Below are 21655 nucleotides of genomic sequence, written 5' to 3'. Positions count from 1 at the left end.
TCTCCCCTTTACCTCGTGTGCGGCGGCAGTTGCCGCTATCAAGGTAATCCCTGCGTCCCCTCGCGCCTATGCCTCCACGTGCTGCGATCTACCTGGTGCGGAGGGTGTTGAGGTCGGCTTCGCAGCGGCGTTCCACCTCGGCCAGTTCTTCGAGGGTTTCGTCGATGTCCTGGCGGCGTTGCTCGAGCTCCGCGCGGCGGGTGGTGATCTGATCGAGGAGGTAGACGAGCTGGCCTTCCTCGCCGGGTTCGGCGTCGTACATGTCGACGATGGTGGCGATCTCGTCGAGGGAGAAGCCGAGGCGTTTGCCGCGCAGGATCAGGCCGAGGCGGACCCGGTCGCGGGGGTGGTACACGCGGACCGTCCCACGGCGTTCGGGGGTGAGCAGTCCGCGGTCCTCGTAGAACCGGATCGTGCGCAGGGTGACGTCGTACTCGGCGGCCAACTCGGCGATCGACCACGTGTGTGAATCCAGGGGCACCGGGACATTGTGCACGTACCCCATCGTGCTTTACGTTTACGTAAGCGTCAATCACGAGGGCCGGGAGAGAGTCATGTCGTACGAGCTGTCCGAAGAGCACCGCGAGTTCGCCCGCAGCGTGGGCGACTTCGCCCGGGCCGAGATCGCGCCGCACGCCGCCGAGTGGGACCGCAAGCACCACTTCCCGGTCGAGGTGGTCCAGAAGATGGGCGCGCTCGGGCTGTTCGGGCTGACCGCGCCGGAGGAGTTCGGCGGGTCCGGCGGGGACTTCACCAGCCTGTGCGTGGCGATCGAGGAGATCTCCAAGGTCGACCAGTCGATGGGCATCACGCTCGAGGCGGCGGTTGGGCTCGGCATCAACCCGATCCTCACTTTCGGCACCGACGCGCAGAAGCAGCAGTGGCTGCCCGATCTCGTCGCGGGCCGCAGGCTGGCCGGGTTCGGGCTGACCGAGCCGGAGTCCGGGTCCGACGCCGGTGCGACCAAGACGAAGGCCGTCCTCGACAACGGCGAGTGGGTGATCGACGGCTCGAAGCAGTTCATCACCAACTCCGGCTCGACCATCACCTCGCTGGTCACCGTGACCGCGCGGACCGGCGAGAAGGCCGACGGCCGGCCGGAGATCTCGACGATCATCGTCCCGACCGGTACGCCGGGCTTCGTGGCGGAGGCGGCGTACGACAAGCTCGGCTGGCACGCCTCGGACACCCACCCGCTGTCGTTCAGCGGCTGCCGGGTGCCGGAGGCGAACCTGCTCGGCGAGCGCGGCAAGGGGTTCGGCCAGTTCCTCGCCACCCTCGACGACGGGCGGGTCGCCATCGGCGCGGTCGCGCTCGGCTGCATCAAGGCGTGCCTGGAGATGTCGATCCAGTACGCCGGGGAGCGCAAGACGTTCGGCGTACCGATCGGCCAGAAGCAGGGGGTCGCCTTCCAGATCTCCGACCTGAAGGTGATGGCCGACGCGGCCGAGCTGCTCGTCTACCGGGCTGCCGCGTTGAAGGACGCGGGGGCTCCGATGAAGGAGTTCAAGCAGGCCGCCGCCGTCGCCAAGCTCTACGCGACCGAGTCCGCGGTCACCGCGACCCGGATCGCCACTCAGGTGTTCGGCGGCTACGGCTTCATGGAGGAGTACCCCGTGACGCGGTTCTACCGGGACGCCAAGATCCTCGAGATCGGCGAGGGGACGTCCGAAGTACAGCGGATGCTCATCGCCCGCGGCCTCGGCCTTCCCGTCGAGTGACCAACCGGGCGAGTGACAGGATGACTGCATGAGCAGGGATCACTGGACCGAGGTCAAGGTCGCGCGTGAGGCGACGCTGGGGCCGCCCGAGAAGGCGGCGGCCAAGCTCGCCTCGCAGAACAAGTTGTACGTCCGGGACCGGATCGCGCTGCTCGTCGACGCGGGCAGCTTCGTCGAGGACGCCCAGCTCGCCAACGCGCTGAACCCCGGCCTGCCCGCGGACGGCGTGGTCACCGGGCGCGCCCTGGTCGACGGCCGGCCCGCGCTGCTGGTCGCGAACGACCCGACCGTCAAGGCCGGTTCGTGGGGTGCGCGGACGGTCGAGAAGATCGTCCGGATCACCGAGGTCGCGATCCGCGACGAACTGCCGATCTTCTGGCTGATCGACTCCGCCGGCGCGCGGATCACCGACCAGGTGGACCTGTTCCCCGGCCGTCGCGGTGCCGGGCGGATCTTCCACAACCAGGTCGCGCTGTCCGGCAAGGTGCCGCAGATCTGCTGCCTGTTCGGCCCGTCGGCCGCGGGCGGCGCGTACATCCCGGCCTTCTGCGACCTGGTGATCATGGTCGACGGCAACGCCTCGATGTACCTGGGCTCGCCCCGGATGGCCGAGATGGTGGTCGGCGAGAAGGTGACGCTGGAGGAGATGGGCGGCGCCCGGATGCACACCAGCGTGTCCGGCTGCGGCGACCTGCTCGCCTCCGACGACGCCGAGGCGATCGACCTCGCCAAGCAGTACTTCTCGTACCTGCCCGGCTCGTGGCAGTCCCGCCCACCCTCGTACGACGCGTCGCCGGCCGGCCGGGACTTCACCCGGGACCTGGTCCCGGCCGAGGAGAGCATCGGGTTCGACATCCACGACGTGATCGACGCCGTGCTGGACGCCGACACCTTCTTCGAGATCAAGCCGGCGTACGCACCGGAGCTCGTCACCGGGTTCGGCCTGCTCGCGGGCCAGGTGGTCGGCATCGTGGCGAATCAGCCGGCCGTGAAGGGCGGCGTGCTGTTCGTCGACTCGGCGGACAAGGCGGCCCGGTTCATCTGGCTGTGCGACGCGTTCAACGTGCCGCTGATCTACCTGTGCGACGTACCGGGCTTCATGATCGGCTCGGAGGTCGAGCGGGCCGGGATCATCCGGCACGGCGCGAAGATGATCACCGCGGTCTCGGAGGCGACCGTGCCGACGGTGTCGGTGATCGTCCGGAAGGCTTACGGCGCTGGGCTCTACGCGATGTGCGGACCGGGGTTCTCGCCGGACGCGTGCATCGCGCTGCCGACCGCGAAGATCGCGGTGATGGGTCCGGAGGCGGCGATCAACGCGGTCTACTACAACAAGATCCAGGAGATCCCGGACGGGACCGAGCGGATCGAGTACGTCTCCAAGCTCCGCGAGGAGTACGAGACCGACATCGACATCCTCCGCCTCGCGGCCGACCTGGTGATCGACGCGATCGTCGAACCGGAGCACGTCCGCGACGAGCTGATCGCCCGGCTTGCCGCCGCCCAGACCAAGGACCGCCACTTCTCCAACCGCCGCCACGGAGTACCGCCGGTCTAGGCCGCCGCCAAGCCGCAGTACGGCGTCGCGAGGAGCGGGCGGTCAGTGGAAGCTGGTCGCGTCCCACTGCTCGAACGTGCAGTGGTCCAGCGGATCCTCGTCCTCGTCGAGATTCGCGAAGCCGGGGATCGGCCGTCCGCGGAGCCAGTCGAGCAGGGTCTCGACCAGACGACCGCGCAACAGCGGTCCTTGCTCCTCGTGCCGGGGATAGACGATGAGCGGCCAGTCGTCGGGTTCGCCGAGCGTGAGCCAGCCGAGCACGTCCCCGTCGATCGAGTCCGCGAACGGCAGAAACCCCCCGGCCTCCGGCCAGACCGCCAGCGGCTGGTACTGCGGATGGTCCGCGCGCAGGCTGCGATACCCGTCGAGGATCTGTTCGACAAAGTCCGGCAACCCCTTGTAGCCCTGCGTCGCCTCCACTCGCAGGGGGGTGATGAAGTTGAGCCACGACGACCAGGCGCCGCCGCCGTAGATCTCCATCAGGTCCACATACTCGCGGGGCAACCGAGTGCCCAAGGCATCGAACAACTCGTCCCAGTCGCCGAGTCCGACGTACGGGCGAGCCGGGGGAGGAACGAGGCGCCGCAGCGCGTCGAGACCGGTGCCCTCCGTCAGCGCGGTACGGCGTACCGGGTCCTCGGGCGGGTCCGCGGGAGGCGGTGCCCAGGCGGTTGGTGTCGACAGGAACGCAGTACGCCGAGCCGTCGGCGGGAGTGGCCCGAGCGTGCGCGCATCGGTCAGCGGCACGCCGGTACGGAACAGGGAGTCCAGCAGTTCGGTGAGAGTCAGTCCGAGATGCCGCCACGGATTCTGGCCGGCATTGACCTCGTCCTGGACGTAGACCACGACCGGCCACCGATCCGGCTCGTCCGAGGCACTCGTGTCCCAGAACAGGCAGTCCGCCGACCTCGTCTCGCCGAACGCCAGCAGTCCGCCGGGCTCGGGGTGGAAGAGCAGCGGCGCGTACGGCGGGAACTTCCGCGCCGCACTCCGGCAGCGGCGATGCGTGTCCTTCAGCCAGACCCCGTAGTCGAACCTCCCCGCCTGGACGCAGGGAACGTGCAGCCAGACGTACTCCCCGACATCGAGCGGCCCGTACTCCGACGCCAGTGCGCGGTAGTCGGTAGGGAGGCGGAGCCCGAGCCAGGACTCGACGGCCTCCCAGTCGGTCGGGATTCCCGCGGCACCCGGCTGCACGGTGAAGGGTGGCTTCATGGGTCCGCATGATGGCACGGATGGGTCTGCCCGGAGTTATGTTCATAAAAGACCGAGGGAGAGTCGATGAGGGCACCGGAGCTAGGGGCATTGCCGTTGGGGTTGGCGGCGACGCTCGGGCGGACGTACGGGCGGCTGACCGAGGCCGCGCAGGGCCTGACGGATGCGGACTTCGCGCGGAACACGCGGTGCACCGGGATGGCGGTCGGACCGCTGCTCGTCCATCTCCTGTACGACGCCGAGCGGGCGCTGATGGGGTTCGCCACGCCCACGGTGGCTGAGACGGACCGGGATTTCGTCAGCTACTGGCGGGACTTCCCGCACCGGGACGAGGGAGTTCCCGCGCCGGACACGAGCTTCGTGCGGACGGTGGCGTCGGCGTACCGGCATCCGTCCGAGAAGCTGGTCGGTCACTGGCGCGGCGTGTCCGAGGCGGCGGTGCGGGCGGGCGCGGTGGCGTTGGCCGAGAAGGGCCGCCGGATCGAGACCCAGGGACACGTGCTCCGAGCGACCGACTTCGCCGCCACGCTCGTGGTCGAGGCGACCGTGCACCACCTCGACCTGATCGTGGAGTTGCCCGACGCGCCCGAGCCGGATCCGGAGGGACTGCAGGTGACTGCCCGCACCTTGGACGGGCTGTTCGGCCCGGAGGCCTGGGATGTGATCGGGTGGGACACGACCACCTACGTGCTGAAGGCAACGGGGCGGGTGCCGCTCGACGAGGACGACCTGGACATGCTGGGACCCTCCGCGGTCCGGCTCCCGTTGCTCGGCTGAACCGCTGTCGCCCGGCTCACCTGTCCGTGGCGCGGCTGAAAGAGGATCGATGAGCTCACAGGACTTCGCCGACCATCTCAGGGCCCGCCGGCCCGCGGTCGGTTACTGGGTCATTCTGGACGCGCCCGCAGCCACGGAGCGGATCGCGGGCGTCGGGTACGACTACGTGGTGCTCGACGCGCAGCACGGCCTGCTCAGCACCCGCGGGATTCTCGACGGGCTGATCGCGATCGACGCGGCGGACAGCGCGACGGTCGGGATGGTGCGGGTCGAGGCGAACAACGCGACGCCGATCGGGCGGGCGCTCGACGCCGGCGCGGCCGGGGTGATCGTCCCGCTGATCGACACCGCGGAGGACGCGGCGCAGGCGGTCCGGGCGGCGCGGTACCCACCGTCGGGGATCCGGTCGTACGGGCCGACGCGGTCCGGACTGCGGATCGGGCCGACGCCGGCGGAGGCGAACGCCGCCACCGTGGTGCTCGCGATGATCGAGACGCGTGCCGGGCTGGAGAATGTCGCCGAGATCTGCGCGACGCCCGGGCTGGACGGGATCTATGTCGGGCCGTCGGATCTGTGCCTGGCGGTGGGTGGCAAGTTCCCGGGGGATCCGGACGTGGCCGAGCGGTTCGACGAGGCGATCGCGCTGATCGCCCGGGTCGCGGCCGACGCCGGAGTTGCCGCGGGCATCCACACGCAGAGCGGTGAGGTGGCGCGGCAACGGCTGGCCGAGGGGTACACGTTCGCCACCGTCTCCTCCGACCTCGACCACCTACGAGGCGTCGCCGCCGCCCACCTCGCCACCGTCCGCGAGTAGGCGGTTTAGAAGACGCCGGCGAAGGGGTCTTCGAGGGCTTGCCAGTCGAGGGTGGCTAGCTCGGACTCGGTCAGCAGGCAGGCGTCGAGGATCGCCTGCAGGCGGGCCGGGTCGAGCCCCACGCCGGTGGCGACGACCGTGCACTCGGCGAGGTGTTCGCTGTCGGACCACTCGCCGAGTGTGCCGAGGGAGGCGCTGAAGCCGGCCGACTCCCAGCGCACCCGCTGCGTCGGCCGGTTGGCGAGCCACACCACACCCCGGCTGCGAACCACACCGTGGACGATGTCCGCGAGCGCATCGTTCAGCCGCGCGGGGTGCAACGGCCGCGTCGACCGCCACAACACCGTGGTGACCCCGTCGCCGCTCGGCTGCAGGCGATCCTCTGCGGCGAGATCCCCCGCCCACGCCTCCGCCGCCGCGAAGTCGAACAACCCGGTCCGCGCGACAGTCCCGGCCGGTACTCCGGCTGGGTCGGCGTCCACGACCGCAGTACGGGGGTTCAGGTGCGTCAGGAGGTTGTGCAGACGCTCGGGAGACGCGCTGCGATGGGCGTTCGCGAGCACGCAGACATCGGCGTACTCGATCTGCCGTGCGGTGAGTTCGGCGACGTTGCGCCGGTCGGGTGGTCCGAGCGCGAGGCCGCGTTCGTCGAGCAGTTCGTCGCCGGACAGTTGCTCGACCAGCAGGACCGCGTCGACCACACAGGTGACCGTGTCGGTCCGCACCTCGGGCAACGTCGCCACCAACGCGTTCACCAAGGGCCGCGCTTCCATCGCCGGCGGAGCAGCCAGTACTACGTGGTGCCAGTGCCCGCGCGCGACCAGTGCCTCGAGCAACGGCAGCAGCGACTCGATCAACTGGCAGGCACCGCAATCGTCGCCCACGGCAAACTCACCGGCATCGATCGCGCCGGAGCCGTCGAACACCCGCCAGGACAGCACTCCGCGGCCTGGCAACTCATCCTGCTCCACCACCACTGCCACCGTGGCGGCGTCCAGCATGGCGTCGAGCACAGGGTCGCGAAGCGTCGTCGAGAGCCCGACGAGCAGGGTCAGCGGAGTCTTCATCTGGGCGGCCATCCCCCCACTATATGAAAACGGTTTTCAACAGTCCAGGGTCGGGGGTCCACCACATTTCCCGCCCTGCCTCCAGTTTTCCTCAATATGCCGGGAAATTCTCCTGTACTCCGCACGTCGCATCGGCTCGTCACTCACGGCGCTGTGCGGCGACGGATGAGTTAACAGTCAAGGCTGGAGCGGGGACGGGGCTGTGAGGCGGGAGGCCACGACGCCGGACCGGCTGGAAGTGCCGGAGGGCGAGTTCGCGTCAGCCGGCTCACCGCGGACACCAGTCACTCGTTCACCGTCCAGGCGAAAGATGCTGCAGGCAACAAGTCGACAGCGAGCCCGGCCATGACGGCACGGACGCAGCCGAGTGGTCCCGGTGGTGGCAGGACGTTTACCAACGGCGCCGACTACCCGATCCGGGACTTGACCCGACCGAAAAGGCGAGCGGGGGATCGGGGGGTCTGGTAGGGAGGGGGTATGACGATTGAGATCGGGCGGTTCGAGGGTGAGTGGACCGAGTTGCTGGGGCTGCTGAACCTGTCGTTCGCGGCGCCTTGGAGTGACGTGCAGCTCGAGCTGGAGCGCGGCGTCTGGGAGAAGGAGCGGAGCATCGTCGCGACCGACGGGAAGGAGCTCGTCGGGCACACGTCGGCCTTCTCCTTGCGGATGACGGCTCCGGGCGCGGAGGTGCCGGTCGCGGGGGTGACGTTGGTGGGCGTCAGTCCGACGCATCGGCGGCGCGGGATCCTGCGCGACCTGATGCGCAAGCAGCTCACCGAGGTGTACGAGAGTGGCGTCGAGCCGGTCGCCGCGTTGACCGCCAGCGAGCCGGTGATCTACGGACGGTTCGGCTACGGGCTGGCCTCCGATCATCAGCACGTCACCATCGAGAGGAAGTCCCGGGAGCTCCGCAAGGTCGCCGGTGTCGAGGACGTGCGGGTCCGGTTCGCCGATCCGGCCGAGTCGCTCGAGCGCTGCACCGAGTTCCACAATGCCGAGGCGCTCACCCGGCCGGGGATGATCCAGCACAGCACGGAGGCGTGGCGGCAGTACGTCATCGGCGAGAACGTGGTCACCGACACCCAGGGGGCTTCGCCGCTGCGGTGTGTGCTGGCCGAGCGGGACGGTGAGCTCGCGGGTTATGCGTACTACCGGAGCCGGCGGACCGACAAGGGGTTCATCGACGTCTCCCGGGTGCACTCGAACGACCTGGCGGCGCATGTCGCGCTCTGGCAGTTCCTGCTGGATCCGGACCTGCTGCGCGAGACGACGTACGAAGGGCTGCCGTCGGACGACCCGCTGCTGTCGCTGCTGCTCGACCCCAGGGCGGCCAGGGCGAGGACCACCGACGGGGTGTGGGTCCGCCCGGCTGATGTCGGTCGGGCGCTCGCGGCGCGGACCTACGCGACCGACATCGACGTCGTCCTGGGCATCGAGGACGACTTCCTCCCGTGGAACGCCGGCTCCTGGCAGCTCGCCGGTGGACCCGGTGGTGCGACCTGCGGGAAGACCGACCGCCAGCCGGACCTGGTCCTCGGCGTACGGGAGCTCGGCGCGGTCTACCTCGGCAAGCCGTCCCTCGGACTGCTGCACGCGGCCGGTCTGGTCGAGGAGCGCACGCAGGGAGCCGTGGCGGCGACGTCCCGCGCGTTCCTCGGGGATCGCGTTCCGTGGCTGGACACAGGCTTCTGATCTGAGCCCGGTATACGCTTCCCGAATGCAGCCGAGCCGTCGTAGCGCGCTCGTCGCGGCTGTTGTGCTGATGCTCGGGGTGGCCACGGTCGCGCTGGTGGTGCTGGCCTCGGCCGGTGGCTCGGTCCGGCCGGCCAGCGAGAGCACGCTCTCGTCCTCACCCCGGCCACTGCCGACCGAGGCGCCGACGGATTCGGTGAGTGCGCCGACACCTGTCGCCCCGCCGAGCATGCGGGAGGTCAAGCCGGTCGAGATGCCGGAGTGGCTCAAGGCCCTTTGGCAGACGCTCGTCTATGCGCTCGGCGCCCTCATCGTGCTGTTCATCCTGCGGGCGCTGTATCGAGTGGTCCGGAAGGTTCAGTTGCCGGAGGTCGAGCCCGACGACGCCGACTGGGAGCGGATCAAGGCCGAGCGGCTGGCCGAAGCAGTCGAGTCGGGCCTGGTCGCAGTCGACTCCGGTACTGCGACCGACGCGGTGATCGCGTGCTGGGTGGCTCTCGAGGACGCGGCGGCCTCCGCGGGAGTGGCCCGGGAGCCGTCCGAGACGCCGGCCGAGTTCACCGTCCGGGTGCTCGGCGTCGGCGGGATCTCCGAGCCCGAGCTGCTCCGACTTGCCCAGCTGTACCGAGAGGCGCGGTACTCCACTCACGGCTCGAGCGAGGAAGCTCGTGCCGAGGCACGCGCCGCCCTCCTCCGGCTCCGGGACGATCTCGCCGTCGCGGCCGCCGCGAGGAGTTCTGCTGCGCAGAGGGCCCGCGCAGCAGAACAGCTGGAGGCGGAGGATGTCGACAAGGCCGCCGCGGGAACCACGACCCGGCCGAAGCCGAACAGGTGGGAAGAATGAACAAGGTCCTGCTCCAGCACCTGCTGATCTCCGTGGTCGGCGGTCTGCTGCTGGTCGCCGCGTTCAGCCTGGCCGGTACCCAACCGCGGCCGGTGTGGTTCGTCGCGATGGCCCTGGCGCTCGGCTTCGGCTCCGTCGCGCTGCGGCTGATCTTCCCGCAGCTCCTGGAGACGTCCTGGCCCTCGCGACACGACGAGAAGTGGGCCGCGCTGCGCAGCCGGAGCAACGACAACCGGACCCAGTTCCTGGCCACCTGGGTGCAGGAGTCGTCCCGGGAGCGCCGGGCCGGCGAGGGGTCGCAGACGTTCGTCCGCCGGGTCCGTCCGTTGCTGCTGGAGCTCACCCGGGACCGGCTGGTGCACCGGCACGGCATCGACCCGGAGCTCGAGCCGGAGCGGGCCCGGGAGGTGACCGGCGACCAGCTGTGGAACCTGATCACCGGCACGGAAGAAGGCACTGCGTCGTTCGCGGAGATCGAGTTGGCAGTCCAGACCATCGAGAAGCTGTGAGGAACCGTGACTGATCGGGAACTGGGGCTCGCCGAGGTGTCGGCGCTGAGCAAGCAGGTGCTCGAGCGCGTCGGCCAGGCCGTGGTCGGCAAGGGCGAGGCACTCGAGCTGGTGCTCGCGGGCATCCTGGCCGGCGGCCACGTGCTGCTGGAGGACTACCCGGGGCTGGCGAAGACGCTGGCCGCGCGGTCGTTCGCGCAGGCGCTCGGGCTGGAGTTCCGCCGGGTGCAGTTCACCCCGGACCTGCTGCCGTCGGACGTCACCGGCGCCTTCGTCTACGACCAGCGCGACTCGGAGTTCGTCTTCCGGCCGGGCCCGATCTTCACCGGGCTGCTGCTCGCGGACGAGATCAACCGGACGCCGCCGAAGACCCAGGCCGCGCTGCTGGAGTCGATGCAGGAGCACCAGGTCACGGTCGAGGGCCAGACCTTCCCGCTGCCGGTGCCGTTCCACGTGCTGGCGACGGCGAACCCGGTGGAGTACGAGGGCACCTACCCGTTGCCCGAGGCCCAGCTCGACCGGTTCATGCTGCGGATCGGCTTCGGCTACCCGACCGCCGCCGAAGAGTGGGAGGTGCTCCAGCGCCGGATGATCCGCCGCTCGGAGGACCAGTTCGTCGAGCCTGTCACCGATGCGGCCGGGCTGCTCGCCGCGCAGAAGGCGATCGAGACCGTGACCGTCGACGACACGGTCGGCCGGTACTGCGTGGAGCTCGCCGCCGCGACGCGTCGGGACTCCCAGGTGCTCGTCGGCGCGTCCCCTCGCGGTTCGCTGGCGTTGCTCCTGACGGCTCGTTCGTACGCCGTGATCCAGGGCCGGGACTACGTCGTACCGGAGGACGTCAAGGCGGTCGCGATCCCCGCGCTCGCACACCGGATCACCGTGCGGCCCGAGTTGTGGCTGCACGAGGTGACCGGGGCGACCGTCGTACGCGCGGTGCTCGGAGTGGTCCCGGCTCCGCCGACCGTCGTCGGTGCCCGGCAGTGAGCCGAAAACCGGTCCATAGACAGGCAGGAAGGAGGCGGCGGTGAGCTGGCGGCCGACGCATGCGCAGGTCCGGGCGGTCAGCCTGGCCGCTGTGCTGCTGTTGATCGCCGTACTCGCGCGTCGCCCCGATGCCGCCGTGTTCGGGCTCCCGCTGGCGTTTCTCGCCGCCTGGGGACGGTACTTCCGCCCGACCGAGCAGCCCGAGGTCCACACCGAGCTCGACACCGACGTCCTCTTCGAAGGACAGGCCACGACGTACCGGGTGGCTGTGTCCGGGACGCTCGACCCGGACATCGACCTGATCGTGATGGCGCTCGCTCGCACGCAGTGGTTCCGATACGACCCGCCGCAGGCCGCGATCGCTGAACCCGTCGCCGACGGCCACGTCACGCTCGAGGTCGGCCTGCGCTCCGAACGCTGGGGCCTGCGGCAACTGGCTCAGCCGCACGTCATCGCGACCTCGGTCCTCGGCGCGTACCGCGTGCCGGTGACGTCCGGAGGCGCCCTTGCCGTGAGCACCTTGCCGCTGCGTGAGGGCTTCGAGGCCGTCGATTCCGTACCGCGTCCGGCCGGGCTGGTGGGGCTCCACCGGTCGAGGCGGCCGGGTGAGGGGACCGAGCTCGCCGGAGTCAGGCCGTTCCGCACCGGCGACCGGTTGCGCCGGATCAACTGGGCCGTATCCGCGCGGACCCGCGAACTGCACGTCACCTCGACCTGGTCCGACCGGGACACCGAGGTTGTCATCCTGCTGGACACGGGTGGCGAGGTCGGTATCAGTGAAGGCATCGACGGCCGGTCGAGCAGTCTCGACACCGCCGTCCGGGCGGCCGCGTCGGTCGCCGAGCACTACCTGCGGCACGGTGACCGGGTCCGGCTGATCGACACCGGGACAGCGGTCCGCGGAGTCCGGGCGGGCAGCGGGCGAGCGCACCTGCGGAGGATCCTCGATGTCCTGGTGCACGCCGACCGCAAGGGTCGTCAGCAGGACGAGTCCCAGCTCGCCCGGCGACACCGGATCCGGGCCGACAGCCTGGTGATCGTGCTCAGCCCGCTGCTGCGCCGGACGATGCTCGGCTACATCGTCACGCTGGTGCACTCGGGCTGCACGGTGATCGCGGTCGACACCCTGCCGCCCGACGTGGGAGACCTGATCGACCTGGAACACCACGACGCGAAGGCCTGGCCGCTGGCCTGGCAGATCCGCCTGCTGGAGCGCCGCGGCGAACTCGACCGGCTCGGCGACCTCGGCGTACCGACCGTCCGCTGGCGTGGCGCGGGCACCCTCGACGAAGTACTGCGGGACGCGTCCAGGTTATCCGCGGCCCCGAGGATCCGCTCATGACGGTCGCGGAGAGGATCACCCGGTGGCTGGCCGAGCTCCGGGGCGCCAGTCAGGCGTCGTGGATCGCCCGGGCGGCGATCGCGGTGGCCGGAGCGGTCGCGCTGGTCGTGCCGGCCCTGCAGTCGTGGGACCAGATGCCGCTGGTCCCGATCGTCGGTACCGCGATGCTGCTGGTGGCCGTGGTGTTGCCGGACTCGGCGGCGGCGTTGGTGTTCCTGGCCGTGGTCGCCGGCGGCTGGGTGGTCAGGGCACCCGCTGACCTCACCTGGGCGCTGGTAGTGACCGCGATCGCCTTGCTGGTGGTGCATCTGGCGTCCGCCTTCGCCGGGCAGCTGCCGTCGTACGGTCGGGCCGGCCGGCGGGCGCTCCGGCGTTGGGTGCTGCCGGCAACTATCGCGGCGCTGCTCGCGCCGGTGGTCGCGATCGCCGCCGCGCTGGTGCGTGGGGCCGACGTACCGGGGTCGTTGCTGGTGACGGTCGGCGCGCTGATCGGTGCGACGGCGGCGGTCTGGTTCGCGTCGGGGCAGTCGCTCAGCGAGCGCTGAGCAGGCCCGGCCTACTACGCGGCCGGCTGGTCAGCCGGCGTCGGCAGCAGGCCCGGATTCGTCGCCCAGGGTGGCGAGCAGGTCGGTCGCCCAGGCGCAGCGGACCGGGTCGGGGCCGGTGACCTGCATCGCGGCCATCACGGTGAGCAGCATGCCGGTGGCCATGAACTCGCGGACCTCCTCGGGTGAGGCGCCGGTCACGTCGCGGACCAGTCGCAAGATGTTGCCGAACCTCTTCCGGACGGTCTCGCCGATCGCCGGGTCGGCACTGGCGGCGAACCCGTGCAGGAGGACAACCAGCAGGTCCCGCTCGTCGAGGAGTTCCTGGTAGGCCTCGCCGAGGCTGGCCAGGTCCGCCTGCTGCTCGGCAGCCTTGCGGAAGGCCTCCTCGATCCGGTCGCAGACCCGGTTGGTGGTGGCCAGGAACAGTTGCTGCTTGGTGCCGAACAGCCTGATCACGTACGGCTGGGAGACGCCGGCCAGGCGGGCGATCTCGTCGGTCTTGGTACCGGCGTAGCCGGAGGCGCCGAAGGCCTGCACGGCCGCCTGCAGGACCTCCTCGCTGCGCTCGGCGGCGGTCAGACGGGTCCTCGTCATGGTTGTCCTCTCGTGAAGTCCCTTGACATGTTATCAGTCGATGCATACTTTGTGAGGAGACGTAGTTATCAGTCGATAACAACAAGGAGATTCCGATGACATCGACCGCCCTCGAGCCCGACGACCTGGTGCCGGTGGACCCGGCCGCCGGCGAGCCCGCCGTCCGCCGCTCACTGGGGACCGTGCTGGCCGTCGTGGGCATCCCGACGTTCATGGTCACGCTGGACAACCTGGTGGTGACCAACGCGCTGCCGGTGATCAAGACCGAGATCGGCGCCTCGCTGACGGACCTGCAGTGGTTCATCAACGCGTACACGCTGTCCTTCGCGGCCCTGCTGCTGACCGCCTCCGCGATCGGCGACAGGCTGGGCCGGCGGCGGATCTTCCTGCTCGGGATCACGCTGTTCACGCTCGCCTCGGCTGCCTGCGCGCTGGCCACCGAGCCGTGGATGCTGATCGGGGCCCGCGCGATCCAGGGCGTCGGCGCCGCCGCCGTGATGCCCTTGTCGCTGACCCTGCTGGCGGCCGCCGTACCGGCTCATCAGCGGAGCGCGGCGATCGGCATCTGGGGCGGGATCTCCGGGCTCGGTGTCGCGGTCGGCCCGGTGGTCGGTGGAGCGGTGGTCGACGGCATCAACTGGCAGTGGATCTTCTGGCTGAACGTGCCGGTCGGGCTGATCGCCGTACCGCTGGCCGCTCGGGTGCTGAAGGAGTCCCGCGGTGGCAGCAAGCGGCTCGACCCGGTCGGCCTGGTGCTGTCCGCGGCGAGTGTGCTGTCCATCGTGTGGGGTGTCGTGCACGGCGCCGATGACGGCTGGTCCTCGGGGCGGATCCTGACCGCGCTGATCGGCGGCGGGCTGCTGCTGATCGCGTTCCTGGTCTGGGAGCACCGCACGCCCTCCCCGATGCTGCCGCTGCGGCTGTTCTCGGTGCGCGCCTTCAGCGTCGCCAACGCGATCGCCTTCACCTTCTCGCTCGGCGTCTTCGGCTCGGTGTTCCTGCTGGCGCAGTTCTTCCAGGTGGTGCAGGGCTACACGCCGCTGCAGTCGGGGATCCGGACGCTGCCGTGGACGATGGCGCCGATGGTGGTCGCGCCGCTGGCCGGGCTGGTCGTGGACCGGGTCGGCGCGCGGACGCTGATCGGTACCGGTCAGGTGTTCCTCGCCGGCGCGCTCGCCTGGATCGCGGCCGTCACCACGGTCGACGTCGGCTACAGCTCGTTTGTCGGTCCGTTCGTGCTCGCGGGGGTCGGAATGGGGCTCACCTTCGCGCCGTCCGCCAGCGTCGTGATGGCGAGCTTCTCCGACGCGGACCGTGGGGTCGCCTCGGGCACGAACAACACGATCCGCGAGGTCGGGGTCGCGATGGGCGTCGCCGTACTGGCCTCGGTCTTCGCCTCCGCCGGCTCGTACGCCAGCCCCGACCAGTACGTCGACGGCCTGGTCCCGGCGGTCTGGGTCGGAGCGGCTGCCGTCGCCGTCGGCGCGGTCCTCGCGCTACTACTGCCGGGCCGGCGTCGCTGATCGGGGGGCGGACCCCCAGGCCATCAATGCACCGAAGAGCGGCCCCCGCCGAGCGTGCTTGGCGGGGGCCGCTCGCCGTTGTGATGGGATGGCCGTCCGGTATAGGAGCATGGAGTACCCGCTCTCCGAAAGGCAGTGACCGTGCTCGACGCCGACGATGTCCGCCGCATCGCGTTGTCCTTCCCGCAGACCGAGGAGAAGCAGCGCTGGAACCACCCGACCTTCGACGTCGCCGGGCGGATGTTCGTCACCGTGCCCGACGACCAGACCTCGTTCGCCGTCCGCTGCCCGCGCCTCGAACGCGACGAACTGATCGCCGCCGAACCCCAGAAGTTCTGGGTCCCACCCCACGAGGCCGGCTCCAGCTGGGTCCGCGCCCGCCTGTCCGCCCTGGAGGACGCCGACGAACTCCGCGACATCCTCCTCGACTCCTGGCACCAGGCCGCCCCGGAGTCGATCCAGGTCAGCGGCCCGAGCGGCGGAATCTGATCAAGGGGTAGAGGGGCGTGGTGCCGCCGCCGCGGGCTTGGTTGTGGCCGGTGAAGGTGGTGGCGCCGTCGAGGACGAGACCGTGAGTGGCGGCGCGGGCGACCAGCAGGGTCAGGGCGTCCTGGGCGCGTTGGTCGTTCGGGCCGCGGCCGGCGGCGTAGCGGGTGGCTTCGGACTTGTCCGTGGTGGTGATGAAGACGCCGTCGGGGCGCAGGATGCGGGCGACCTCGGCGAGCACCGGGTCGCTGTCCTCGAGCAGGTGCAGGAGCCAGATGGCGACCACCGCGTCGCAGCGGCGATCGGCGAGCGGCAGCTGGTTGGCATCACCCACGGCGACATGGCCGGGAAGCCGGATCCGGGCGTGCCGGAGCATCGCCGGGGACAGGTCGACGCCGTGCACCAGATTGCCGAGGGCAACTAGTTCGGCGCCGACGATGCCGGTGCCGACCGCGAGCTCGAGCACCCGGCCGCCCTTGGGGAGCAGTTCGTCGACCGCCTCAGCCGCGGCGCGGGCTCGCTCCGGGCCACCCCGCGACTCGTCGTACCGCGAGGCTTCGGCTTCGTCGTACTCGAACTTCGAGGGGGTCTTCCACAACGCGGGCCAGGGGATACCGACCTCGGCGAGCATCCGGCGGACCAGTGGCAGGGAGATGCCGACGACGTTGTGGTAGTCGCCCTCGATCCCTGTCACGAAAGGGCCGCCGAGGCCGTCGACGGTGAACGAGCCGGCCACCACGAGGGGTTCGCCGGTCTCCACGTACGCGTCGATCTCGTCGTCGGTGAGGTCGGCGAAGTAGACCGTGGTGGAGGCGAGCTCGCGGATCTCCTGCCGGCTCGTGGTGTCGAACAGGCAGTGCCCGGTGTGCAGGATCCCCGAGCGGCCACGCATGGTCCGCAGCCGCTCGCGCGCGACCTCCGGCGTACCGGGCTTGCCGTAGGCGACACCGTCGATCTCCAGCACGGAGTCGCAGCCGAGCACGGTCGCGTGGTCGGTCAGCGTCGAGACGACCGCGCGGGCCTTGAGCGTCGCCAGCGCGCGAGCGAGCTCACCCGGGCTCTCGGCGGTGACGTTGTCCTCGTCGACGCCGGAGACGATCACCTCGGGCTCGACCCCGGCGTCGCGCAGCGTCTTCAGCCGCGCCGGGGAGGCGGAGGCGAGGACGAACCTAGGCCCGCTCACAGCTTGGCGAGGGCGCGGCGGAGCGGGTCCAGACCGATCGAGCCCAGGTTGAGCGCGTCCCGGTGGAAGGCCCGCAGGTCGAACGCGGAACCCTTGCGCTGCTTGGCCTCCTCGCGCGCCTGCAGCCAGATCCGCTCGCCCACCTTGTACGACGGCGCCTGCCCGGGCCAGCCGAGGTACCGGTTCAGCTCCGCCTTGAGGAACTCCGTCTCCATCCGGCAGTGCGCGCGGAGGAACTCGAAGCCCAGCTCCGCGTTCCACGTCTCGCCCGGGTGAAAGCCGAACGGGTTGTCGCGGGGGATCTCCAGCTCCAGGTGCATGCCGATGTCGACGATCACCCGGGCCGAGCGGAACGCCTGCGCGTCGAGCATGCCGAGGCGGGCGCCGGGCTCCTCGAGGTACCCGAGGTCCTCCATCAGCCGCTCGGCGTACAGGGCCCAGCCCTCGCCGTGGCCGGAGACCCAGCAGCCCATCCGCTGCCAGCGGTTCAGCAGGTCCGTGCGGAGCATCGTCTGGGCGACCTGGAGGTGATGCCCGGGTACGCCCTCGTGGTACACGGTGGTGACCTCGCGCCAGGTGGCGAAGTCCTCGACGCCGGTCGGCACGGCCCACCACATCCGGCCCGGCCGGGTGGTCAGGTCCTCGCTCGGGCCGGTGTAGTAGATCGAGCCGTCGGAGGTCGGCGCGATCATGCACTCGATCCGCTTGATCTCGTCCGGGATGTCGAAATGGGTGCCGGCCAGCTCCTCGACCGCGGCGTCGGCGAGCCGCTGCATCCAGTCGCGGAACGCCTCCTTGCCGTGGATCTTGCGGGCCGGATCGTTGTCCAGCAGTTCGGCGACCGCCGCGATGCTGCGGTCACCGCCGTTCAGGGACGCGGCGATGTTCTCCATCTCGCCCTCGATCCGGGCGAGCTCCTCCCAGCCCCAGGCGTAGGTCTCGTCGAGGTCGACGGCCGCGCCGAGGAAGTCCCGCGATGCCAGCTCGTACACCTCGCGGCCGCAGGCGTCCCGGCTCGGCGCCTGCAGGGCGAGGTCGGTGGTCAGCCACTGGCCGAACTGGTCGTACGCCTTGCGCGCGGCGGCCGCCGCGGCCTCGACCTCGGACTTCACCGCGCTGTCCGGAGCCTGGGCAGCGAGCCCGGCGAAGAAGTCGTCGCCTTCGGCGCCGGTCCAGCTCGCGATGCGCGACGCCAGATCGTTCACCTGCCGTACGGCGGAGACGCGTCCCGCCGCGGCCTGCTGGAGGAGGGATTCGCGGAAGCCGTCCAGCGTCGTACCGACCTGGTTCAGGCGGATCGCGATGGTCTCCCAGTCGTCGTCGCTCGCGGTCGGCATCAGGTCGAACACCTGACGGACCTCGGCCGGGACTGAGGTGAGCGCGTTCAGCTGGTGCTGCGGGACGCCCGCCTCGTAGCTCTCGAGCTCCAGCCCGAGCCGCTCCAGCAGGGCGTCCTTGGCGACCTCCTCGCGCGGGCTGCCCGGCTGGATCGCGGTCGCCTCGGCGATGGTCCGGCGGTTCAGCTCGATCCGCGCCTCGAAGCCGGCGGGCGAGTAGTCCGGCAGCTGGTGGTCGTGGCCCTGGATGCCCATGAAGGTGGCCGAGGTCGGCACGAGTTCGATGTAGTCCTCGAGGAACCGGTCGGAGACCTGGTCGATCGGGCTGTTCGGTGTGGTCGCGTCCGTCACCTGGCCGACACTACCGCGCGGCTGATCCACGCGGCCGGTACTGTGTCGCTCTTGCCAGTAGGTCAGTTCGTCCCTGGAGGTCGTTCGCCAGGGTCAGTGAAAGGTCACCGGGTTGTCGCAGCCGCCATACGGTCAGCAGCCGAGCGGACCGTATCCGCCGAATCAGCCGCCCTACCCGGGTCCGTCGCAGTACCAGTCCCCCCAGTACCAGTCCCCCCAGTACCAGTCCCCGCAGCAGCCGTCCCCGCAGCAGCCGGCGCCGCCGTACCAGGCGCAGCAGCCGCCGCAGCCGCAGTACCAGCCGTCGTCGTACCAGCGGCCGCAGTACCACTACGGGCTGCCGTCGGAGGCGCCGCAGCAGGGGCAGGGGTTCGGTTGGGGGCCGCAGTTCGCGCCGCCGTCCGGGCCTGGAGGGCCGGGAGGGTTCCAGCCGGGCTGGCAGCCGCAGCTGCCTCGGAAGAAGCGCTCCAAGGGGCCGCTGATCGCGATCCTGAGCTGCTGCGTACTGGCCGTCGTCGGCCTGTGGATGTTCGGCGTGATCCGGAAGAACGCGAACGACACCCCCTACACCCACCCCACCTACAACGTGCCGACGAACGGACCGACGTCTTCGGAGCCGACGTCGCAGCCCACCGACGAGCCCAGCGAGCCGCAGCCGACGACGACCACGACGAAGCCGGCCACGCCGCCTCCGTCGCCCTTGTCGATCGTCGCGAACAACAAGCTGTACAGGACCGGGGTCCAGCGCACGGTCAACTGCAAGGAGGCCGGCGTCCGGCCGAACAACGCCAGGAACGCGGCGGCCTACTGGGCGCGGATCAAGCCCTGCCTCGACCGGGCCTGGGCAGCGCCTGTGGCCAAGGCGGGGTACCGGTTCAAGGCGCCGGCGATGTCGTACTGGGCGGGCACCAGCGTGAGCACGCCCTGCGGCGGTGGAGCGGTCTCCGTGCCGTTCTACTGCCCGACGAACCAGATGATGTACATGAAGGTCGACGTGTTCGTGAAGTCGTACAACCAGTACCCCGACGCGGACTCCAAGGCCTACGCGCGGATGTGGTACACCCGCTCGATCGCCCACGAGTACGGGCATCACGTGCAGAACCTGACCGGCATCCTGCAGGCGGAGACGCGGCTGTCGTACGAGTCGAACGGCTACGCCGCCGAGCTGCTGCTGTCACGGCGTACCGAACTGCAGGCGAACTGTTTCGCCGGGGTCTTCCTGGCCGCGAACAAGCGCAGCTACCCGATCAACGGGGCGTTGCTCAGGGCATGGAACAAGTGGGTCGTCACGGCCGGAGACGCGCCGGGCAAGGGCACTCACGGCAGCCCGGCCAGCCAGAAGCGCTTCATGGGCCGCTCGTTCGTGACCGGCAACCCGGCCAGCTGCAATACCTACAAGGCCTCGCCGGCCAGCGTGAGCTAGTGCCTCGTCCAGAAGGTTGGGGTCGTAACTGTGCTGGGTTGACCGGTTCGGCGGTGGGTGTGGAGGCTTGCTGGCGGAGGTGGTGATGGCTCGGCAGCCTGAGGTTTTCGTGCGCTCGCTGGAACCGGAGGAGGCGCAGCGTATGGTACGGATTACGCGGACCGAAAGGGATCGGGTTCGGCTTCGCGGGCGGGGTACGCGACACTAGGTATGTACGATGAAACTATCAAAGAGCGCCAGTTCCGCCTCATCTGGTCGTTGAAATATGGACCAGGATTTTGTAAGTAGCTCTTTTGTTATAGGTACCGCGCCAGGTGTTCCACCTGCATTACGAATCTCAAGACGCCGCCATAATTCAGCAAATGGCACATCAAAGTAATGCATTTGTATAGCAGCACCTAGCTTGTGCGCAACCTCTCGATGTCTATCACGTTCATCTCGACTCCAAAAACCGTCTTCCAAAATGATGCTGTGCCCGAGTTTCAGCAATGTTAGGCCGTGCTCATAGAGCCGAACCTCAAGTTTACGGCGGAACTCAAAGTCAAAGAAGTCGACTCCGAGTGCGGCAACCCACTCGTCTACATTGAGCCGGACCGCACCCGTCGACTCTTCTAATTCTTTTGCAACAGTAGTTTTTCCGGCGCCAGGTAAGCCACAAAAAGCGTAGAGCACCGGTCGTTCAGAACCATTGAATCCCACAGTATGTTCTCCATTCAGAACCCCTCGTCGCTCATCGAAGAATGATCCCGGGCCCGGATGCTGCCAGGTCAGGAGGGCGCGTCTTGCCGGCTCTTCACGGTCGAGGGTGTAATTGCGGCCTGAAGCCTCCGGTCTCGAGCAGCGATCTGGCGATGTAGTTCGTGAGGTTGCGGAACCCGAGTGCGGAACCGCGCAGGTGCTCGAGCCGGCCGTTGATCGCCTCGGTGGGGCCGTTGCTGGTGCCGGGACGGTCGAAGTAGGCCAGCACGTCGGCTGCGCGTTTCTTCAACGTGCGGCCGAGCGTGGTGACCTCGACCAGTGCGTTCGGGACACCGGTGCTGATCGTGTCGATCAGCTTGACCATCAGCTCGCGGCCACGGCGCCGGTCCTCGTGTCGGTAGGCGGTGATCATTCGCTGGTAGATGCCCCAGGTCGCCTCGACTTCGACATGCGCGTCGTCGGCGAACAGCGCGGTGAGCGAGCGGCCTGCTTGTCGGTGAGCAGCCCGGCACCTGTGTGCAGGGTCCTGCGCGCGGAGTAGAGGCGGTCGTTCTTCATGCCGCGGTGGCCGTGGATCGCCAACTGGACCCGGCGGCGGCACCGGTCCAGCGCATCGCCGGCCAGGCGCACGACGTGGAAGGGAGCCATGACCGCTGTCGCGTCGGGGAGCTCTTCGGCGGTGGCGGTCTTGAAGCCGGTGAAGCCGTCCATCGCGACCACGTCCACGGCGTCGCGCCAGGCCTCGTCGCGGTCGGCGAGCCAGTACTTGAACGCTTGCTTGGAGCGGCCCTCGACCATGTCGAGCAGCCGGGCGGGACCGGTGCCATCACGGACGGCGGTGAGATCGACGATCACGGTGACGAACTTGTCGCCGCGGCGGGTGTGGCGCCAGTTGGGTCGGCCCGGGGCGCGGTGCCCGGATTGCTCCGGGTCCGTTTCGCCGGGCCGCCCGCCGAACCCGGCGTGCGATTCTCACCGCACCGGG

20 protein-coding genes and 1 pseudogene are annotated in these 21655 nt (G+C 69.7%); 13 read left to right on the top strand and 8 right to left on the bottom strand.

Translation table 11 applies throughout. From position 1 onward, the window contains the following. Window positions 1–88: 88 nt before the first annotated feature. Window positions 89–481: a MerR family DNA-binding transcriptional regulator gene (locus EV648_RS14665; protein WP_241995183.1), complete on the bottom strand. Its 393-nt coding sequence runs from the start codon at window positions 479–481 to the stop codon at window positions 89–91. Window positions 482–554: 73 nt separating this feature from the next. Here EV648_RS14665 and EV648_RS14660 point away from each other — a divergent pair, with 73 nt between their 5' ends. Next, on the top strand, window positions 555–1721 hold the full coding sequence (locus tag EV648_RS14660; RefSeq protein ID WP_132290733.1) for an acyl-CoA dehydrogenase family protein: 1167 nt from the start codon (window positions 555–557) through the stop codon (window positions 1719–1721). A 28-nt stretch (window positions 1722–1749) separates the two neighbouring features. Next, on the top strand, window positions 1750–3279 hold the full coding sequence (locus EV648_RS14655; protein WP_132290730.1) for an acyl-CoA carboxylase subunit beta: 1530 nt from the start codon (window positions 1750–1752) through the stop codon (window positions 3277–3279). A gap of 42 nt (window positions 3280–3321) precedes the next feature. Here the strand turns inward: EV648_RS14655 and EV648_RS14650 are convergent, their stop codons facing one another. After that, window positions 3322–4494, bottom strand: a complete 1173-nt coding sequence (locus tag EV648_RS14650; RefSeq protein ID WP_132290727.1) for an SMI1/KNR4 family protein — start codon at window positions 4492–4494, stop codon at window positions 3322–3324. A gap of 66 nt (window positions 4495–4560) precedes the next feature. Between EV648_RS14650 and EV648_RS14645 the strand changes: the two genes are divergently transcribed. Continuing rightward, entirely contained in the window at window positions 4561–5271 is a 711-nt protein-coding gene (locus tag EV648_RS14645; RefSeq protein WP_132290724.1) for a maleylpyruvate isomerase N-terminal domain-containing protein, read from the top strand. Between the two features lie 49 nt (window positions 5272–5320). Then, complete coding sequence (locus tag EV648_RS14640; protein WP_132290720.1) at window positions 5321–6085, top strand: HpcH/HpaI aldolase/citrate lyase family protein; 765 nt, start codon at window positions 5321–5323, stop codon at window positions 6083–6085. Window positions 6086–6090: 5 nt separating this feature from the next. Here EV648_RS14640 and EV648_RS14635 read toward each other — a convergent pair whose 3' ends face one another. Then, window positions 6091–7164, bottom strand: a complete 1074-nt coding sequence (locus EV648_RS14635; protein ID WP_132290717.1) for a GTP-binding protein — start codon at window positions 7162–7164, stop codon at window positions 6091–6093. Between the two features lie 465 nt (window positions 7165–7629). On the opposite strand from EV648_RS14635, the gene EV648_RS14630 reads away from it, so the two are divergent. The 6 genes from EV648_RS14630 to EV648_RS14605 are packed head-to-tail and all read left to right on the top strand — an operon-like array spanning window position 7630 to window position 13071. After that, entirely contained in the window at window positions 7630–8844 is a 1215-nt protein-coding gene (locus EV648_RS14630) for a GNAT family N-acetyltransferase (RefSeq protein ID WP_132290714.1), read from the top strand. A gap of 25 nt (window positions 8845–8869) precedes the next feature. Continuing rightward, the gene (locus EV648_RS14625; protein WP_132290711.1) at window positions 8870–9688 is read left to right on the top strand and encodes a DUF4129 domain-containing protein; all 819 of its coding nucleotides are present in this window, start codon (window positions 8870–8872) and stop codon (window positions 9686–9688) included. Then, on the top strand, window positions 9685–10197 hold the full coding sequence (locus EV648_RS14620) for a hypothetical protein (protein ID WP_132290708.1): 513 nt from the start codon (window positions 9685–9687) through the stop codon (window positions 10195–10197). The genes EV648_RS14625 and EV648_RS14620 overlap by 4 nt, the downstream gene beginning before the upstream one ends. Before the next feature lie 6 nt (window positions 10198–10203). Further along, window positions 10204–11184: a MoxR family ATPase gene (locus tag EV648_RS14615; protein WP_132290705.1), complete on the top strand. Its 981-nt coding sequence runs from the start codon at window positions 10204–10206 to the stop codon at window positions 11182–11184. A gap of 40 nt (window positions 11185–11224) precedes the next feature. Further along, window positions 11225–12526 (top strand): DUF58 domain-containing protein, encoded by a 1302-nt coding sequence (locus EV648_RS14610; protein ID WP_132290702.1) that lies wholly within the window; start codon window positions 11225–11227, stop codon window positions 12524–12526. Then, window positions 12523–13071, top strand: coding sequence for a hypothetical protein (locus tag EV648_RS14605; protein WP_132290699.1), 549 nt, complete (start codon window positions 12523–12525; stop codon window positions 13069–13071). Before EV648_RS14610 ends, EV648_RS14605 begins: the two co-directional genes overlap by 4 nt. 30 nt (window positions 13072–13101) lie before the next feature. On the opposite strand, the gene EV648_RS14600 is transcribed toward EV648_RS14605, so the two are convergent. Further along, a complete protein-coding gene (locus EV648_RS14600) occupies window positions 13102–13668 on the bottom strand; it encodes a TetR/AcrR family transcriptional regulator (protein WP_132290696.1) in 567 nt (188 codons plus the stop codon). A gap of 95 nt (window positions 13669–13763) precedes the next feature. Between EV648_RS14600 and EV648_RS14595 the strand changes: the two genes are divergently transcribed. Continuing rightward, window positions 13764–15191: an MFS transporter gene (locus tag EV648_RS14595; RefSeq protein WP_132290693.1), complete on the top strand. Its 1428-nt coding sequence runs from the start codon at window positions 13764–13766 to the stop codon at window positions 15189–15191. A gap of 141 nt (window positions 15192–15332) precedes the next feature. Continuing rightward, on the top strand, window positions 15333–15680 hold the full coding sequence (locus tag EV648_RS14590) for an MmcQ/YjbR family DNA-binding protein (protein ID WP_132290690.1): 348 nt from the start codon (window positions 15333–15335) through the stop codon (window positions 15678–15680). Here EV648_RS14590 and EV648_RS45195 read toward each other — a convergent pair. Together EV648_RS45195 and EV648_RS14580 are read right to left on the bottom strand one after the other, a co-directional pair. Next, complete coding sequence (locus EV648_RS45195; protein ID WP_132290687.1) at window positions 15655–16860, bottom strand: Maf family nucleotide pyrophosphatase; 1206 nt, start codon at window positions 16858–16860, stop codon at window positions 15655–15657. The two genes, EV648_RS14590 and EV648_RS45195, sit on opposite strands and share 26 nt — an antisense overlap. Beyond that, window positions 16857–18548, bottom strand: coding sequence for a DUF885 domain-containing protein (locus tag EV648_RS14580; RefSeq protein ID WP_241995182.1), 1692 nt, complete (start codon window positions 18546–18548; stop codon window positions 16857–16859). Before EV648_RS14580 ends, EV648_RS45195 begins: the two co-directional genes overlap by 4 nt. A 112-nt stretch (window positions 18549–18660) precedes the next feature. Here EV648_RS14580 and EV648_RS14575 point away from each other — a divergent pair, with 112 nt between their 5' ends. Next, window positions 18661–19971, top strand: coding sequence for a neutral zinc metallopeptidase (locus EV648_RS14575; protein ID WP_132290684.1), 1311 nt, complete (start codon window positions 18661–18663; stop codon window positions 19969–19971). A gap of 204 nt (window positions 19972–20175) precedes the next feature. Here the strand turns inward: EV648_RS14575 and EV648_RS14565 are convergent, their stop codons facing one another. Further along, entirely contained in the window at window positions 20176–20670 is a 495-nt protein-coding gene (locus EV648_RS14565; RefSeq protein ID WP_199234619.1) for an AAA family ATPase, read from the bottom strand. Between the two features lie 94 nt (window positions 20671–20764). Beyond that, a pseudogene (locus EV648_RS14560) lies at window positions 20765–21561 on the bottom strand (ISL3 family transposase); the annotation flags it as partial. Window positions 21562–21655: the final 94 nt, after the last annotated feature.

Source organism: Kribbella sp. VKM Ac-2568 (assembly GCF_004345365.1).
Classification (GTDB): Bacteria; Actinomycetota; Actinomycetes; order Propionibacteriales; family Kribbellaceae; genus Kribbella; species Kribbella orskensis.
This window is presented reverse-complemented; position numbering and strand designations above follow the sequence as displayed.

Excerpts from the sequence above, each read along its gene's own strand:
- EV648_RS14660 (WP_132290733.1), top strand. The coding sequence starts at position 555 with ATGTCGTACGAGCTGTCCGAAGAGCACCGCGAGTTCGCCCGCAGCGTG.
- EV648_RS14655 (WP_132290730.1), top strand. The coding sequence starts at position 1,750 with ATGAGCAGGGATCACTGGACCGAGGTCAAGGTCGCGCGTGAGGCGACG.
- EV648_RS14650 (WP_132290727.1), bottom strand. The coding sequence starts at position 4,494 with ATGAAGCCACCCTTCACCGTGCAGCCGGGTGCCGCGGGAATCCCGACC.
- EV648_RS14645 (WP_132290724.1), top strand. The coding sequence starts at position 4,561 with ATGAGGGCACCGGAGCTAGGGGCATTGCCGTTGGGGTTGGCGGCGACG.
- EV648_RS14640 (WP_132290720.1), top strand. The coding sequence starts at position 5,321 with ATGAGCTCACAGGACTTCGCCGACCATCTCAGGGCCCGCCGGCCCGCG.
- EV648_RS14635 (WP_132290717.1), bottom strand. The coding sequence starts at position 7,164 with ATGGCCGCCCAGATGAAGACTCCGCTGACCCTGCTCGTCGGGCTCTCG.
- EV648_RS14630 (WP_132290714.1), top strand. The coding sequence starts at position 7,630 with ATGACGATTGAGATCGGGCGGTTCGAGGGTGAGTGGACCGAGTTGCTG.
- EV648_RS14625 (WP_132290711.1), top strand. The coding sequence starts at position 8,870 with ATGCAGCCGAGCCGTCGTAGCGCGCTCGTCGCGGCTGTTGTGCTGATG.
- EV648_RS14620 (WP_132290708.1), top strand. The coding sequence starts at position 9,685 with ATGAACAAGGTCCTGCTCCAGCACCTGCTGATCTCCGTGGTCGGCGGT.
- EV648_RS14605 (WP_132290699.1), top strand. The coding sequence starts at position 12,523 with ATGACGGTCGCGGAGAGGATCACCCGGTGGCTGGCCGAGCTCCGGGGC.
- EV648_RS14600 (WP_132290696.1), bottom strand. The coding sequence starts at position 13,668 with ATGACGAGGACCCGTCTGACCGCCGCCGAGCGCAGCGAGGAGGTCCTG.
- EV648_RS14595 (WP_132290693.1), top strand. The coding sequence starts at position 13,764 with ATGACATCGACCGCCCTCGAGCCCGACGACCTGGTGCCGGTGGACCCG.